This window comes from Cypionkella sinensis (assembly GCF_042646385.1).
Taxonomy (GTDB): Bacteria; Pseudomonadota; Alphaproteobacteria; order Rhodobacterales; family Rhodobacteraceae; genus Cypionkella; species Cypionkella sinensis.
This window is the reverse complement of sequence record NZ_JBHRTO010000002.1, coordinates 419,240-433,515: the sequence shown is the minus strand read 5'-3', so window position 1 is coordinate 433,515 and position 14,276 is coordinate 419,240. Positions and strand designations below refer to the sequence as shown.

Sequence of the window (14,276 nt, the reverse complement as noted above, 5' to 3'; positions counted from 1 at the left end):
TGCTTGTCTTATGCCTGCGCTCCCCGCCGCCCCGGACTTGATCCGGGGCCTCTTGGTGACAGCGCGAGGCCCCGGATCAAGTCCGGGGCGGCGGGGAATATGCGATTCGCGCAGGTGTTGCCGTTCTTGCCCGATTTGGCCCGTGACAAATCGGGCCGCGCCTGCCTGCCCCCGGCAGGCGCGTTTCGCGCCCGCCAGTCAGGCGCGCCCCGATTTCCCAACTGTCGGCTTGCTGCCGCACGCCCCTTGCTCAACGGCGTTCCGCCTTTTGAGCAATGAACCGGAAAACGCTTCACTGGAGCGTTTTCTTTCGGTTCGCGAGAAGGGTTCAAAGCAAAAAGGCCGCTCGGGTGAGCGGCCTTTCCGTTGTTGTCATGTCAAGGCGCTTACTGGAGCTTTTGGCCGTTTGCGTAGAAGCCTTTGTCCTTGAACTCCAGCGTCGAGGTCATCTCGTCCTTGTCGGTCGCGGAATTGGCGAACATCGAGACCATCATCTTGAAGCCCATCGCCTGATCTTGCGGCAGAAGGCCCATCGCCACCAGCTTATCCAGCAGCGTGTTGCCGCCGGTCAGCTTGAGATCCATCTTGCCGGTCGGCAGCGGCACGCCGGGGAAGGTGGTTTTGTCGGTGTTGTCAAAGGTAAAGGCACCGGCGCCGGTCAGTTCGGCCCCTGCGATCGAGGCTTTCAGCTCGGTCACGTCCAGCGCGTTCAGATCGCCGGGAGGGGCATCGCCCAAAGCCGCCATCGCAGCCTCGTCGAACAGATCGGTGGTCATGGTGACTTTGCCCTTGGTGTCGATGACAACCGTGGCCGGATCATGCGGCAGATTGCCTGCCGGGTCGAACATGCCCCACACCTCATCCGAGACGGTGAAGCCGACCAGCTTGGTCAGGAAGGCAAAATCGGCAGGCTCGGCGGTCTTGCCGACTGGCATCAGCATGTTGAAGGCGGCTTCCTGATAGCCGATCTTCAGCTCCGGGAACGGAATGTCGGCGCTGGCAATCGTCAGGTTCAGCGCCTTGCCGCCTGCGCCGAATTGCAGATGTGTGGCATCCATCGCCACCGACATATCGCCGCCTTCGGATGCGCCGGTGATCTTGGTGGGCTTGCCGTCTTCGGTGACGGCCAGATCGAAGGTCATCGCGCCATGGCTGAAATTGCCGTTGACGGCAAAGCCACCTTGCAGCGCCTTGGCCATATCGGCCATCGCGGCGGCACCTAGGAAGTTGCCGTTGGAGTTACCCGCCAGATCGGCAATCGTGGCGTTGAAGGTAACGTCCGATTTCTTGGCTTCGTCCTTGCCGGTGCCAGTGACTTTCAGGCTTTTGGCGGCGAAGTCAGAGGTGATCTTTTTGGCCTCGCCATTGCCTTCGACCAGATATTTGCCGGACAGATCGCTGAGGGCGACTTCAAAATTGCCCTGCGCCTCGGCTGCGGTGTCGCCGGGTTCAAACGTGGCGGTGACGCTGGGGCCTTCAAATTCGTAGCTGAGCGCATCGGCGGTGCCGCTGGCGGTGACAACCATATCGGGTTGCGACAGGGTGATCTTCAGATCGGTCGGCACGGCGCCGTCGATGTCTTTGGCTGCCGGGGCTTTCAACGACATTTCGGTGTTGTCAGACGTGGTGACATCGACCGTGCCATCGCCGTTATCGGTGAAGTCGATCTGCTCGATCGCGCTGGTAAACGAGGTGCCGTCTTTTTCGTAGGTGATGGTCACACCCGAGACGACCAAAGTGTCGCCATCGCGCTCGGCGCTGGTCGAGGTGACGGTCTGCCCGGCAGAGGTGCTCATATCTTGCCAGTTTTGCCAGACTTCTTCGGGGGTTACGTCGGCAAATGCGCCGGTTCCGGCCAAAATCGCAATCGCGGCGGTGCTGCCGGCGAGTTTCCAGTGTTTCATAATCAAGCCTCTCCGATTGAAATATCGCGCATAAGCATCCGTCCAAGTGCAGGCAGGGTCAAGGCTTTCCGTTGCGGGTGGATTTGGCTAAACGGGATTGTCATCTGGGCGTGAGGGGCAAGCGATGCAGGACAAGGTTGTTGTGATCACTGGTGCAAGCCGGGGTATTGGGGCTGCGGCGGCGCGGGAATTTGCGCAAGCGGGGGCAAAGGTGGCGTTGCTGGCGCGGTCTGAAGTTGGGATTGCGGCGCTGGCGGCAGAGATTGGTCCGCAGGCGATGGCGCGGCGTTGCGATGTGGCCGATGGCGCGGATGTGGCCGCGGCGCTGGCGGCGGTGGTTGCTCGGTTCGGACGGCTGGATGTGTTGATCAACAATGCAGGCGTGATCGAGCCGATTGCGCGGCTGGCCGAGGCGGGGGTGGAGGCGTTCTCGGCGGCGATTGATATCAACCTCAAGGGCGTGTTTCACGGCATGCGGGCGGCGCTGCCGATCATGCGGGCGCAGGGTGGCGGCACGATCATCACGGTGTCCTCAGGGGCGGCGGTGAACCCGATGGAGGGCTGGGGCGGCTATTGTGCCAGCAAGGCGGGGGCGCTGATGCTGACTCGCGTGGCACATCTGGAGGAGGCTGCGCAGGGCATCCGGGTGTTGGGGATGTCTCCGGGCACGGTGGCGACCGAGATGCAGGTGAAGATCAAGGCGAGCGGGGTCAATCCGGTCAGCCAGTTGGATTTCGCGGTGCATATCCCGGCGGATTGGCCGGCGAAATGTCTGGTGTGGATGTGCGGGGCGGGGGCGGATGAGTATCTCGGCCGCGATGTCTCGCTGCGGGATGAGGCGGTGCGGCGCGCGGTGGGGTTGATCGCATGATTGGCGTCGCGCGCGAGGCTGGGCTGCTGGAGCTGACCCTGCAGCGGCCCGACAAGGCCAATGCGTTGACCCGGGCGATGCTGGGCGATCTGCTGGCAGCACTGGAAGATCCGCCGCAGGTGCTGATCCTGACCGGGGAAGGCCGGGTGTTTTCGGCAGGCGCCGATCTGGACGAGGCACGCGCGGGGCTGGCGAGTGATCCGATATGGGATCAGCTTTCCAACCGCATTGCAGGGCTGCCGGGGCTGACGATTGCGGCGCTGAATGGCACGCTGGCGGGCGGGGCGATGGGGATGGCTTTGGCCTGCGATCTGCGGCTGGCGGTGCCGGGGGCGAACTTCTTTTACCCGGTGATGCGCTTGGGCTATCTGCCGCAGCCCGCGGACCCTGCGCGATTGGTGGCGCTGGTCGGACCTGCGCGCGCCAAGTTGCTGCTGATGGCAGGCGCGAAGATTGGTGCCGAGGAGGCGCTGTCTTGGGGGCTGATCGACCGCATTGTCGCGGCGGATGAGCTGATGGCCGCGGCGCGGGCCTTGGCAGCGGATGTGCTGGCGGCCAAACCCGGCCATGCGGGGGCGATCAAACGGCTGATCGGGTAGCGGAATTTGCACAAATTCCGGCCCGATTTCTGTGCAGAAATCGGCTGCGCCCTGCGCCGTGGTGGAACGGCTTCAAATCACCACGGCGTTCGGGCAGGCTTGTTTTACCCCGGTTTCTTTGACACTGGAGAGGGGTAGCGTGGGGGCCTTGGTATGGAACAGCAATCGGAATTTGTCACACGTGTGATGGGCTGGCTGCGTCAGGGCAGCGAAATTGCCGAAGGCTGGCTGCTGTCGCCTGCGGCTTGGTCGCAATTCGCGCTGCTGGCTTTGGCGGTGTTTGGTGCGGTATATGCCTCACGCCGCATCGCGCCCTTGGCGCTGCGGATGCTCGACCCCGGCGACAAGGACACCATCATTGCCACCGCCCTGCGCTTTGCCTTGCGGTTTTTGCCACTGCTGATGCCGCTGCTGGCCTATGGCTTTACGGCAGCGGGCGAGGAGGTGACTCGGTCGCTGTTCGGCTCGGGTGATGTGATTGCCTTTGGCAAGCGGGTGTTCTTCTTCCTTGCCGCGCGGTTGTTCGTGCAACAAGTGCTGCGCGATCCATTCCTGAAACTGCTGGGCAAATATGTGCTGGTTCCCGTCGCCGCCCTGTATGCGGTGGGCTTGCTGGACGATATCTCGCTGCGGCTGGAAGAAACCATCATCGCGCTGGGCAATATCCGGTTTTCGGTGATGGCGCTGATCCGGGGGCTGATCGCGGGCGGGTTGTTGTTCTGGCTGGGGTCGTGGTCGAACCGGCAGAGCGCCGACTACATCAAGAAACAGGAAGAGTTGCGCCCCGCCACCCGCGAACTGGCGGTGAAGGCGACCGAGGTGGCGATCTTTGGCGCGTCTTTCCTGCTGCTGATGAGCATCATGGGCATTGATCTGACCGCCGTGGCCTTGCTGGGTGGTGCCTTGGGTGTGGGGATCGGGCTGGGGCTGCAACAGATTGCCGCGAACTTTGTCAGCGGCATCATCCTGCTGATCGAGGGCCAAACCACGGTCGGCGATTATGTCGAACTCGACGGCGGCGAGAAGGGCACAATCGTCAAGATGACCGCGCGGGCCTGTGTGCTCGAGACGTTCGACGGCAAATGGATTGTGGTGCCGAATGAGCATTTTGTCACCACGCGGGTGGTGAATTACTCGGATCAGGGCAGTGCCAACCGCTATGAGGCTTTGTTCTCGGTGGGCTATGACACCGATATCAACCTTGTCCCCGAGGTGATCGAGCGTGCGGTGCAGGCACTGCCGTTTGTGTTGACTCAGCCCGATGGCCCGGATTGCGAATTGCGCGGTTTTGGCGAAAGCAGCGTTGATTTTGCAGTGGAATATTGGGTGAACGGCATTGATGACGGCAAGAACAAATACGGCTCGGTGGTGCTGTTCGCGATCTGGAACGCACTGAAAGCCGCCGGGATTGAGATGCCCTATCCGCACCGGGTGGTGGAAATTAAAGGCGCTTTGCCCAAAGGAAATATCTGATGGATGCTTTGGTGATTGGCGCGGGGCCTGCGGGCCTGATGGCGGCAGAGGAATTGGCGCGCGCCGGGCTTAAGGTGGTGGTGTGCGATGCCAAACCCAGCCCGGCGCGCAAGTTTCTGATGGCGGGCAAGTCGGGGCTGAACCTGACCAAGGACGAGGATCGCAGCAGTTTCATCGCGACCTATCGCAACGAAGGCCTGCGCCCGATGCTGGCCGAATTTGGCCCGCGCGAGATGATCATCTGGGCGCGCGCCTTGGGGCAAGAGGTGTTCACCGGATCGACAGGCCGGGTGTTTCCGCGCGCCATGAAGGCCTCGCCGTTGCTGCGGGCATGGTTGCTGCGCTTGCAGGGTGTGGGGGTAGAGCTGCGCAGTCGCTGGCGCTGGGCTGGGTTTGATGGCGAGGGCTTGGCGTTTGAGACGCCAGAGGGCCGCGAGGTTCTGCACCCGAAAGTGACGGTGCTGGCCTTGGGCGGGGCAAGCTGGTCGCGGCTCGGATCGGATGGCGCTTGGGTGCCTTGGTTGGCGGAAAAGGGCGTGCAGATTGCGCCTTGGCAGCCGGCGAATATGGGCTTTGCGGTGGAGTGGACGCCGCACATGGCCAAGCATTTCGGCACGGCGATCAAGGGCGCGGCGCTGCTGGTCGGCGATCAGCGCGAGCGCGGCGAATTCGTGATCTCGGCGCGTGGGATCGAGGGCGGCGGGGTTTACACCGTCAGCCGGTCGCTGCGCGAGGGGGCGGCGTTGCGGGTCGATCTGATGGCGGATGTGTCGGGCGATGAGATTGCCGCGAAACTGGCACGGATGAAGCCGGGGGAAACCTTGGCCAACCGGCTGCGCAAGCTGGGACTTTCGCCTGCGGCTGTGGGTGTGGTGATGGAGTTCGGCCGGGGGATGGAGACTGTGGCGGCAGTAAAATCGCTGCCGTTCCGGCTGGCAGGACCAAGGCCGCTGGATGAGGCGATCTCGGTGGCCGGGGGTATTATGCAAGATGCTGTCACCGAGGGGCTGGAGTTGAAAGCCATCCCCGGCATGTTCGTCTGTGGCGAGATGCTGGATTGGGAGGCCCCGACGGGCGGCTATCTGCTGACCGCCGCGATGGCGACGGGGCGCTGGGCAGGGCGGGCGGCGGCACTCAAATAGCCGCTGATTTCATCTTGGTCTAAATACTCCGGGGTCCGGGGCAGCGCCCCGGCGCTTGGCGAAGGGCTGCGAAGCATGGCCTTTATCCCAATATCGTGCTAGATCAGACGCATGAACACACTCCCCACCAAACAGCAGATCCGGCAATGGATCGAAGACAACCCCGGCCTGACCGGAAAGCGCGATATCGCCAAGGCGTTCGGGATCAAGGGCGATGCACGGATTGATCTGAAGCGGATGCTGAAGGAACTTGAGATCGAGGGCGGGATCGAGAAGAAAGAGCGCCGCTATCGCGAACCGGGGGCGTTGCCGCCGGTTTCGGTGCTGCTGGTGCTGCCGCCTGACAGCAATGGCGATCTGTTTGCGCAGCCTTTGGAGGCGGATGCGGGCGACACGCCGCCGCGTATCCTGATCGTGCCGCAGAAGGGCGATGTGGCTTTGGCGGGCGGGATGAAGATCCTCGCGCGGCTGACGCCGGTGGGCGGGCAGGATTACGGCTATCAGGCGCGGTTGATCCGGGCCTTGGGGTCGAACCCGCTGAAGGTGCTGGGGGTGTTCCGCAGCACGGCAGAGGGCGGGCGGATTGTGCCCGTGGACAAGGGCGTCGATAAGGAATGGCGCGTGGCGGCGGGCCAGACCAATGACGCGCGTGATGGTGAACTGGTCGAGGCGGAACAGGTCGGCAACAAGCGGCTGGGTCTGCCGCAGGCGCGGATCACTGCGCGTTTGGGCGATCCTACGGGGGCGCGGGCGGTCAGCCTGATTGCGATCCACCAGCACGGTATCCCCGATCAGTTCCCCGATGCGGTGATTGCCGAGGCCGATGCGGCGCAGCCAGCACCTTTGGGCAAGCGCGAGGATTTGCGCAAGTTGCCCTTGCTGACCATCGACCCGATTGATGCCCGCGACCGTGACGATGCGGTTTATGCCGAGGCTGATCCCGATCCGAAAAACCCCGGCGGCTATTACATCTGGGTCGCCATCGCCGATGTGGCCTATTACGTCCGCCCGAATTCCGCGCTGGACCGCGAGGCAAGGAAGCGTGGCAACTCCACCTATTTCCCCGACCGCGTGGTGCCGATGCTGCCGGATGTGCTGTCGGGCGATCTGTGTTCCCTGCACGAACATGTCGATCGCGCCTGCATGGCGGTGCAGATGCGGATTGACGCGCATGGGCAAAAACTCAGCCATCGCTTCACCCGTGGCCTGATGCGCTCGCAAGGGTCGTTGCATTACGGGCAGGTGCAGGATGCGATTGACGGGCGGCCCGATGCTGTGACGGAACCGCTGCTGCCGATCCTGACCACGCTTTACGCGGCTTATGAGGCGCTGAAAAAGGCCCGGGCGCTGCGGCAACCGCTGGATCTGGAACTGCCCGAGCGGAAGATTGAACTTTCCGACGAGGGCAAGGTGGTGTCAGTCGCGTTCAAGGCGCGGTTTGATGCGCATAAGTTGATCGAGGAATGTATGATCCTCGCCAATGTCGCGGCGGCCGAGGAATTGGTGGGGCTGAAGCGGCCCTTGCTGTTCCGCGTGCATGAAGAACCCTCGCCCGACAAGCTGGAGGCTTTGCGCGAAGTGGCCGAGGCTTCGGGCTTTACGCTGGCCAAGGGGCAGGTGCTGAAGACAGCGCATCTCAATCGGTTGCTGGCGCAGGCGCAGGATACCGATTTTGACGAGCTGATGAACATCTCGACGCTGCGGTCGATGACGCAGGCCTATTACAACGCGGTGAATTTCGGGCATTTCGGCCTCGCGTTGCGCAACTACGCGCATTTCACCTCGCCGATCCGGCGCTATTCCGACCTGATCGTGCATCGGGCGTTGATTTCCGGGCATGGTTGGGGCGACGATGGCTTGTCGGCCTGGGATGTGGAAAACTTGGATGAGACCGCCAAGCTGATCTCGGATACCGAGCGGCGCTCCATGGTGGCCGAGCGCGATACCAACGACCGTTATCTCGCGGCGTTTCTGGCTGATCGAGTGGGCAATGAATTTGCCGGCCGGATTTCGGGTGTGCAGCGGTTTGGGCTGTTCGTGAAGCTGGATGAAACCGGGGCGGATGGGCTGGTGCCGATACGGTCGGTCGGGCGCGAGTATTTCCATTATGATCAGGATCGTCAGGTACTGATCGGCGCGGATACCGGGATCGAGATTGGCATCGGGTTGCGCGTGCTGGTGCGGCTGGCCGAGGCCACGCCGATGACCGGGGGCATCACGCTGGATCTGTTGAAGATCGAAGGCGCAACGCTGCCGACAGGTCGCGCCAAGCCGGGGCGGTATCAGCCGAAAAAGCCGGGCAAGTTTGCCAGCAAAGAGGCCGCGACCAAGCGCAAGGTTGTGCGCAAGCGGCGGTAAATCCCTGCGCTGGCCCGATAAATCACCGAAATGCAACAAGATGTGAGTTGACCCGCAGGCGGCAAGCGCCTATCGCGGCCCCTGCAACCATACGCGTTGTGAAACCCAGGAACCGCAACCCAATGTCAAGTCACAGTCGACCGCATTTGCCGTTTTGGGCCTGCCTTCGGGGGATCGCGTGATCCTTTGACGGACGGCCGGAAACGGCTGTCTGAAGGAGATCACCATGAAAACCTATATCACCAACCGCTTTGACATCCTGTCGGAATGGATCTCGGCCGGGCTGGGAAGCCCGTTTGCGTTCATGGCGGCGTTTCTGGTCGTGGCGCTGTGGGCCGTGACCGGGCCGCTGTTTGGGTATTCTGACACCTGGCAGTTGATCATCAACACCGGCACCACGATTTCAACCTTTCTGATGGTGTTTCTGCTGCAGAACACCGGCAACCGCACCATCGAGGAAATGCAGGACAATCTGTGCCGGATGGAGCGGCAGAATGCCAGCTTGATGCACGAGGTCATGGCACTGCGCGATGATCTGCGCGCGGGCAGCCGGATCGCGGCCTGAGGCTGAATGCGCTTGCGCAGGTGGGGGTCGTCGGTAATCTGGCGGTCCCGCTAATCTGAGTGTTCGCCGTGCTGATCTGCCCATGTCCTTCCTTGCGTCCGTTGTCTGCCCTGCTGATGCTGTGCGTGGCACTGGAGGCGGGCGCATCTGTGGCGCAAGAGATTGCGGAAGATGTGCCCGAGGTGGTGGCAAGTGCGGGGGATGGCGACGTGATCGAGAATGGCTCTGAGGCGGGATTGCAGGCGTGGATCGCAGGGTTTCGCGGGCGGGCGCTGGCGGCGGGGATTTCGGCAGAGACGTTTGATGCTGGTATGGCGAGGGTGCATTTCCTGCCTGCGGTGATCGAGCGCGACCGCAAGCAGGATGAATTTACCCGCACGATCTGGGATTACCTTGACCGTGCGGTATCGGAAGACCGAATTGCGGCAGGGCAAAAGGCATTGCGTGCGCATGGTCTGCTGCTCTATCAGATCGAGGCGCGCTATGGGGTGGACAAGCATGTGGTGCTGGCGATCTGGGGGTTGGAAAGCGCCTATGGCGCGGTGCGCGGCGACATTGAAACGCCCAGTGCCTTGGCGACCTTGGCCTACGACACGCGGCGGGGGGCGTTTTTTGAGGCCGAGTTGATCGCGGCGCTGCAGATCCTGCAATCGGGGGCGGTGAAGCCAGATGATATGGCGGGAAGCTGGGCCGGCGCGATGGGGCATACGCAGTTCATGCCGTCGTCTTATCTGAAGCTGGCGGTGACGTTTGCGGGCAAGGGCAAGCCGGATATCTGGGGCGATGATCCCAGCGATGCCTTGGCCTCGACCGCGGCTTATCTTGCAAACGCGGGTTGGAAAAACGGCGGGCGCTGGGGCGATGAGGTGCGGCTGCCTGCGGGGTTTGACTATGACCTCGCCGGGGATCGCACACAAAAGCCGCTGAGTGCCTGGGCCGCGCTGGGCGTGACCCTGCCCGATGGCGGGGCGCTGGGCACCGGCTGGGGGGCGTTGCTGCTGCCTGCGGGGGCTAGGGGGCCTGCGTTTCTGGTCTACGACAATTTCGCGGCGATTGAAGCCTATAACAAGGCCGATTCTTATGTGATTGCGGTGGGCCATCTGGCGGATCGCATCGCGGGCGGGGCAGCGTTCAAGGCGACATGGCCGCGCGATCTGCGAGCGTTGACGCTGGACGAACGCCGCGAGATGCAAAGCCTGCTGCTGCGCGCCGGGGTTTATGCCGGAACGCCGGATGGCAAGGTCGGTCCGCTGACCATCGCTGCCGTAAAGGCTTTTCAACGCAAGCACGGCATGGTGCCCGATGGCTACCCCAGCCTTGAGATCCTGCAGGCCCTGCGCTGAGGCCATCGGGGTGCCGCCTCGGGTGGCATCGAGCCACCGCTCGGCGGCGCTGGCGCAGCATCGCGACCAAAAGGTCTGCGGGCGGATATGTGGAAGCCTCCGGCGGGGATATTTAAGAAACAGGTGAAATAGAGAGCCTCTTTGCTTTCACCTGTTCTTAAATATCCCCCGCGGAGCGTTCTGGCGCTGCCGCTTCGCTGCGGGGTAAAAACGGGCGGCACGCAGACGCCTTACTCGCCGCGCGGGAAGCGTTTGTTTTCTTCCAGCACGTTCAGGTCCATGTGGTTGCGCATATAGCGCTCGGAGGCCGCGCGCAGGGGTTGGTGATCCCACGGATAATAGGCGCCGTTGCGCAAGGCTTCGTAAACCACCCAGCGGCGGGCTTGGCTTTGGCGGACCTCGGCGTCATAGGAGGGGATGTCCCAGCGGTCTTGCGTCATGGTCTGGAAATGCGCCAGCACCTCGGCGGCGCGGGGGTCGGCGGCGAGGTTATAGTTTTCCTCGGGGTCGGCGGCGAGGTCGTAGAGTTGATCGGGGTCGGCGGGGCAGTGGATGTATTTCCACGCACCCAGGCGCAGCGCGACCATGGGGGTGATGGTGCCTTCGGCGGCGTATTCCATCGCCACAGGCGTGGTGCGCGGGGTGCCGGTGGCCAGGGGCAGCAGGCTTTCGCCATCGGTCCACGGCATGACTTCCTCCATCGAGATGCCCGCCAGATCGCAGAGCGTGGGGGTCAGGTCGATGGTGGAGACAGCGGTGTCGATGCGTTTGGGGTCAAGGCCGGGGGCCGAGATCATCAGGGGGACGCGCGAGGCGCCTTCGAAGAAGTTCATCTTGAACCACAGGCCTTTGCGGCCCAGCATTTCACCATGGTCCGAGACGAAGATCACGATGGCTTCTTGCCTTGTGGCTTCAAGTGCCTCGAATATCTCGCCGATCTTGGCATCGACGTAAGAGATATTGGCGAAATAGCCTTGGCGGGCGCGGCGGATGTGGTCGGGGGTAACTTCGAGACCGCGCCAGTCGCACGCGTCCATCAGGCGCTGCGAGTGCGGGTCCATGTCTTCGTAGGCGAGCGGGGTGGGCGGTTCCAACTCGGGCGCGTCGTTGTAGAGATCCCAGTATTTGCGGCGGGCCACGAAGGGGTCGTGCGGGTGGGTGAAGCTGGCAGTAACGCACCACGGGCGCGGATCAAGCCCACGCGAGAGGTCGTAGATTTTCTGCACGGCTTGATGGCAGACGTCATCGTCGTATTCGAGTTGGTTGGTGATTTCGGCGACACCTGCGCCGGTGACGGAGCCTAGGTTGTGATACCACCAGTCGATACGTTCGCCGGGTTTGCGGTAATCCGGGGTCCAGCCGAAATCGGCGGGGTAGATGTCGGTGGTCAAACGGTCCTCAAACCCGTGCATCTGGTCGGGGCCGACGAAGTGCATCTTGCCCGACAGGCAGGTGTAATAGCCCGCGCGGCGCAGATGGTGGGCGTAGGTGGGAATGTCTGACGCAAATTCGGCGGCATTGTCATAGACACGGGTGCGGCGCGGCAGAGCGCCCGACATGAAGGCGGCGCGTGCCGGGGCGCAGAGCGGTGAGGCGGTGTAGGCATTGGCAAAGCGCACCGAATGATCGGCCAAACGGCGCAGGTTTGGCGCGTGCAGGAAGGCGGCGGGACCATCATCGAACAGGGTTCCGGTCAACTGATCCACCATGACAATCAGGATATTCGGGCGGGCGGTCATGGAGGGTTCCTTTGCGGTTTGATCTGCGCGAAAGTGGTGGCGCGCTTGGGTTTGCGTTGCAAGAGGGCTTTTTACCCGAATGTGACGTAACGTCGCAAATGGATGCTCAAGCGCCGTTTGAAGGACGGATTTCAGCGCCTTCGCATCGCCTGATACGCGCGAGATGACAAGGGGACCCACATGAAGATTGTAACCGAGTTTCCCTTTGCCATTACCGACGAGCCCGACATGGGCATCGTGCTATCGGACGGCTGCCGTTTGTCGGCGCGGGTGTGGCGGCCCGAAGGCGCAGGGCCAGTGCCTGCGGTGCTGGAATACATCCCCTACCGCAAGCGCGATGGCACTTTGCCGCGTGATGAGATGATGCACGCCTATGTGGCGGGGCATGGCTATGCCTGCGTGCGCGTCGATATGCGCGGCAATGGCGACAGCGAAGGCTTGATGAGCGATGAATACACCATTCAGGAACTCGCCGACGCCTGCGAGGTGATCGAATGGCTGGCAGCACAGGATTGGTGCGACGGCGCGGTCGGGATGATGGGCAAAAGCTGGGGCGGGTTTAACTGCTTGCAGACGGCGTTTTTGCAGCCACCGGCGCTAAAGGCGGTGGTGTCGGTGTGCTCGACCACCGACCGCTTTGCTGATGATATTCACTACAAGGGCGGCTGCCTGCTGGGCGAGAACTTCGGCTGGGGGGCGGTGATGCTGTCTTACTCCAGCAGGCCAGCGGACCCGGTGTTGCGCCCGGATTGGCGGGCGGAATGGCTGCGGCGGCTGGAGAATGAGCCTTGGCTGGCCCCCCGCTGGGCTGAGATGCAAGAGAAGAGCGATTACTGGAAGCATGGCTCGGTGTCAGAGGATTATGCGCGGATGACGGTGCCGGTACTGTCTTGGGGCGGTTGGGCCGACAATTACATGAACACCGTGGCGCATCTGGTGGAGAATGTGCCTGCTCCGGTGCAGGGCATCGTCGGGCCTTGGGTGCATCAATATCCGCATACGGCGGTGCCGGGGCCTGCGATCGGCTTTCTGCAACTGGCGCTGCGCTGGTGGGATCGCTGGCTGAAGGGCATCGAAAACGGCGCCGAAAATGACCCGGCCTATCGCGCCTATATGATCCATTCCGAGGCCCCGGATGCCTCGGCCAAGCATCGGGCGGGGCATTGGGTGGCAGAGACTGTCTGGCCCAGTCCGCGCGTGACACTTCAGGTCTTGGCGCTGGGGGAGAGGTCTGGGGAGGGCCAGCCCTCCCCAGTCCCCACCGCGGGCGCGCTGGGGGCCGGGGTAGCGCTTCGGGTTCCGGTGACGATCAACACGCCGCAGCATCTGGGGATGCATACGGGTGAGTTCTTTCCGATGGGTTTGAATGCGGAAATGCCGGGGGATCAGGCCAGTGACGACGCAATCTCGGTTTGTTTTGATGGTGTGGTCTTATCAGAGCCGCTGGATCTGCTGGGGGCCGCGCGGCTGAACCTGCGACTTTCCAGCGATCAGCCACTGGGCTTTGTGGTGGCCCGGCTGTGCGATGTGGCCCCGGATGGATCATCGGTGCGCATCGCGCATGGCATGTTGAACCTGTGTCATCGGGGTAGCATGGAAGACCCCGCCCCGATGCCGGTGGGGCAGACGGTGGATGTGGCGTTTGACATTGACCAAATGGCTTACCGTCTGGCGGCGGGGCATCGGCTGCGCCTAGCGCTGTCGACGACCTATTGGCCGTTCCTGTGGCCCTCGCCCCAGCCTGCGACGTTGACGGTGATGGCAGGCAGCCTTGATCTGCCGGTGCATCAGGGCAGCGCGGCAGAGTGGACGCCGCCCGAAGCGCAGGGTGCGACGCCTTGGGCGCACAAAGTTCTGCGGGCGGGCAAGACCACGCGCAAGATCGAGACGGATCTGATCAACGGCACCACGGCGCTGGTGATCAGCGATGATCTGGGCGATGTCGAAAATTTGACTCATGGTCATTGCACCGGCGAAAGCATGACCGAACTGTGGGAAATCCACCCGGATGATCCCCTGTCGGCGCGGGCGGTGCATACTTGGGAGCAGCGGCAGTCTCGTGGTGATTGGTCTGTGAAAACAAACGCTTGGGCCGAGATGACTGCCACGGCGACGCATCTGCATCTGAAGGCCAGTCTGACCGCCTATGAGGGGGATACCAAAGTGTTTGAGCGACATTTTGATGACAAGGTCGCGCGCAGATTTGTTTGAAGCATCCCGCGCAAGAATCGTTGCCATAACGGAAATTCGCGGGTTACTGATTGGGTAATCAACAAAAAACG

General features: G+C 62.6%; 10 protein-coding genes. 8 read left to right on the top strand and 2 right to left on the bottom strand.

Annotation, left to right across the window (positions count from 1 at the left end; translation table 11 throughout):
* Positions 1-386: 386 nt before the first annotated feature.
* Positions 387-1,904 (bottom strand): DUF2125 domain-containing protein, encoded by a 1,518-nt coding sequence (locus tag ACFOGH_RS17265; protein ID WP_380074408.1) that lies wholly within the window; start codon positions 1,902-1,904, stop codon positions 387-389.
* Positions 1,905-2,028: 124 nt separating this feature from the next.
* Between ACFOGH_RS17265 and ACFOGH_RS17260 the strand changes: the two genes are divergently transcribed.
* From ACFOGH_RS17260 to ACFOGH_RS17230, 7 genes are all read left to right on the top strand, one after another.
* Positions 2,029-2,775: an SDR family oxidoreductase gene (locus ACFOGH_RS17260; protein ID WP_380074407.1), complete on the top strand. Its 747-nt coding sequence runs from the start codon at positions 2,029-2,031 to the stop codon at positions 2,773-2,775.
* Entirely contained in the window at positions 2,772-3,374 is a 603-nt protein-coding gene (locus tag ACFOGH_RS17255; protein ID WP_380074406.1) for an enoyl-CoA hydratase/isomerase family protein, read from the top strand. Before ACFOGH_RS17260 ends, ACFOGH_RS17255 begins: the two co-directional genes overlap by 4 nt.
* Positions 3,375-3,527: 153 nt before the next feature.
* Positions 3,528-4,847 (top strand): mechanosensitive ion channel family protein, encoded by a 1,320-nt coding sequence (locus ACFOGH_RS17250; RefSeq protein WP_380074405.1) that lies wholly within the window; start codon positions 3,528-3,530, stop codon positions 4,845-4,847.
* Complete coding sequence (locus ACFOGH_RS17245) at positions 4,847-5,989, top strand: BaiN/RdsA family NAD(P)/FAD-dependent oxidoreductase (protein ID WP_380074404.1); 1,143 nt, start codon at positions 4,847-4,849, stop codon at positions 5,987-5,989. Before ACFOGH_RS17250 ends, ACFOGH_RS17245 begins: the two co-directional genes overlap by 1 nt.
* A gap of 111 nt (positions 5,990-6,100) precedes the next feature.
* Positions 6,101-8,347 (top strand): ribonuclease R, encoded by a 2,247-nt coding sequence (rnr, locus tag ACFOGH_RS17240; RefSeq protein ID WP_380074403.1) that lies wholly within the window; start codon positions 6,101-6,103, stop codon positions 8,345-8,347.
* 226 nt (positions 8,348-8,573) lie between these two features.
* On the top strand, positions 8,574-8,912 hold the full coding sequence (locus ACFOGH_RS17235) for a low affinity iron permease family protein (RefSeq protein ID WP_380074402.1): 339 nt from the start codon (positions 8,574-8,576) through the stop codon (positions 8,910-8,912).
* Positions 8,913-9,028: 116 nt separating this feature from the next.
* Positions 9,029-10,255 (top strand): lytic murein transglycosylase, encoded by a 1,227-nt coding sequence (locus ACFOGH_RS17230; RefSeq protein ID WP_380074899.1) that lies wholly within the window; start codon positions 9,029-9,031, stop codon positions 10,253-10,255.
* A gap of 230 nt (positions 10,256-10,485) precedes the next feature.
* Here the strand turns inward: ACFOGH_RS17230 and betC are convergent, their stop codons facing one another.
* The gene (gene betC / locus ACFOGH_RS17225) at positions 10,486-11,994 is read right to left on the bottom strand and encodes a choline-sulfatase (RefSeq protein WP_380074401.1); all 1,509 of its coding nucleotides are present in this window, start codon (positions 11,992-11,994) and stop codon (positions 10,486-10,488) included.
* A 180-nt stretch (positions 11,995-12,174) separates the two neighbouring features.
* Here betC and ACFOGH_RS17220 point away from each other — a divergent pair, with 180 nt between their 5' ends.
* Positions 12,175-14,205: a CocE/NonD family hydrolase gene (locus ACFOGH_RS17220; RefSeq protein ID WP_380074400.1), complete on the top strand. Its 2,031-nt coding sequence runs from the start codon at positions 12,175-12,177 to the stop codon at positions 14,203-14,205.
* The last annotated feature ends 71 nt before the right edge of the window (positions 14,206-14,276 follow it).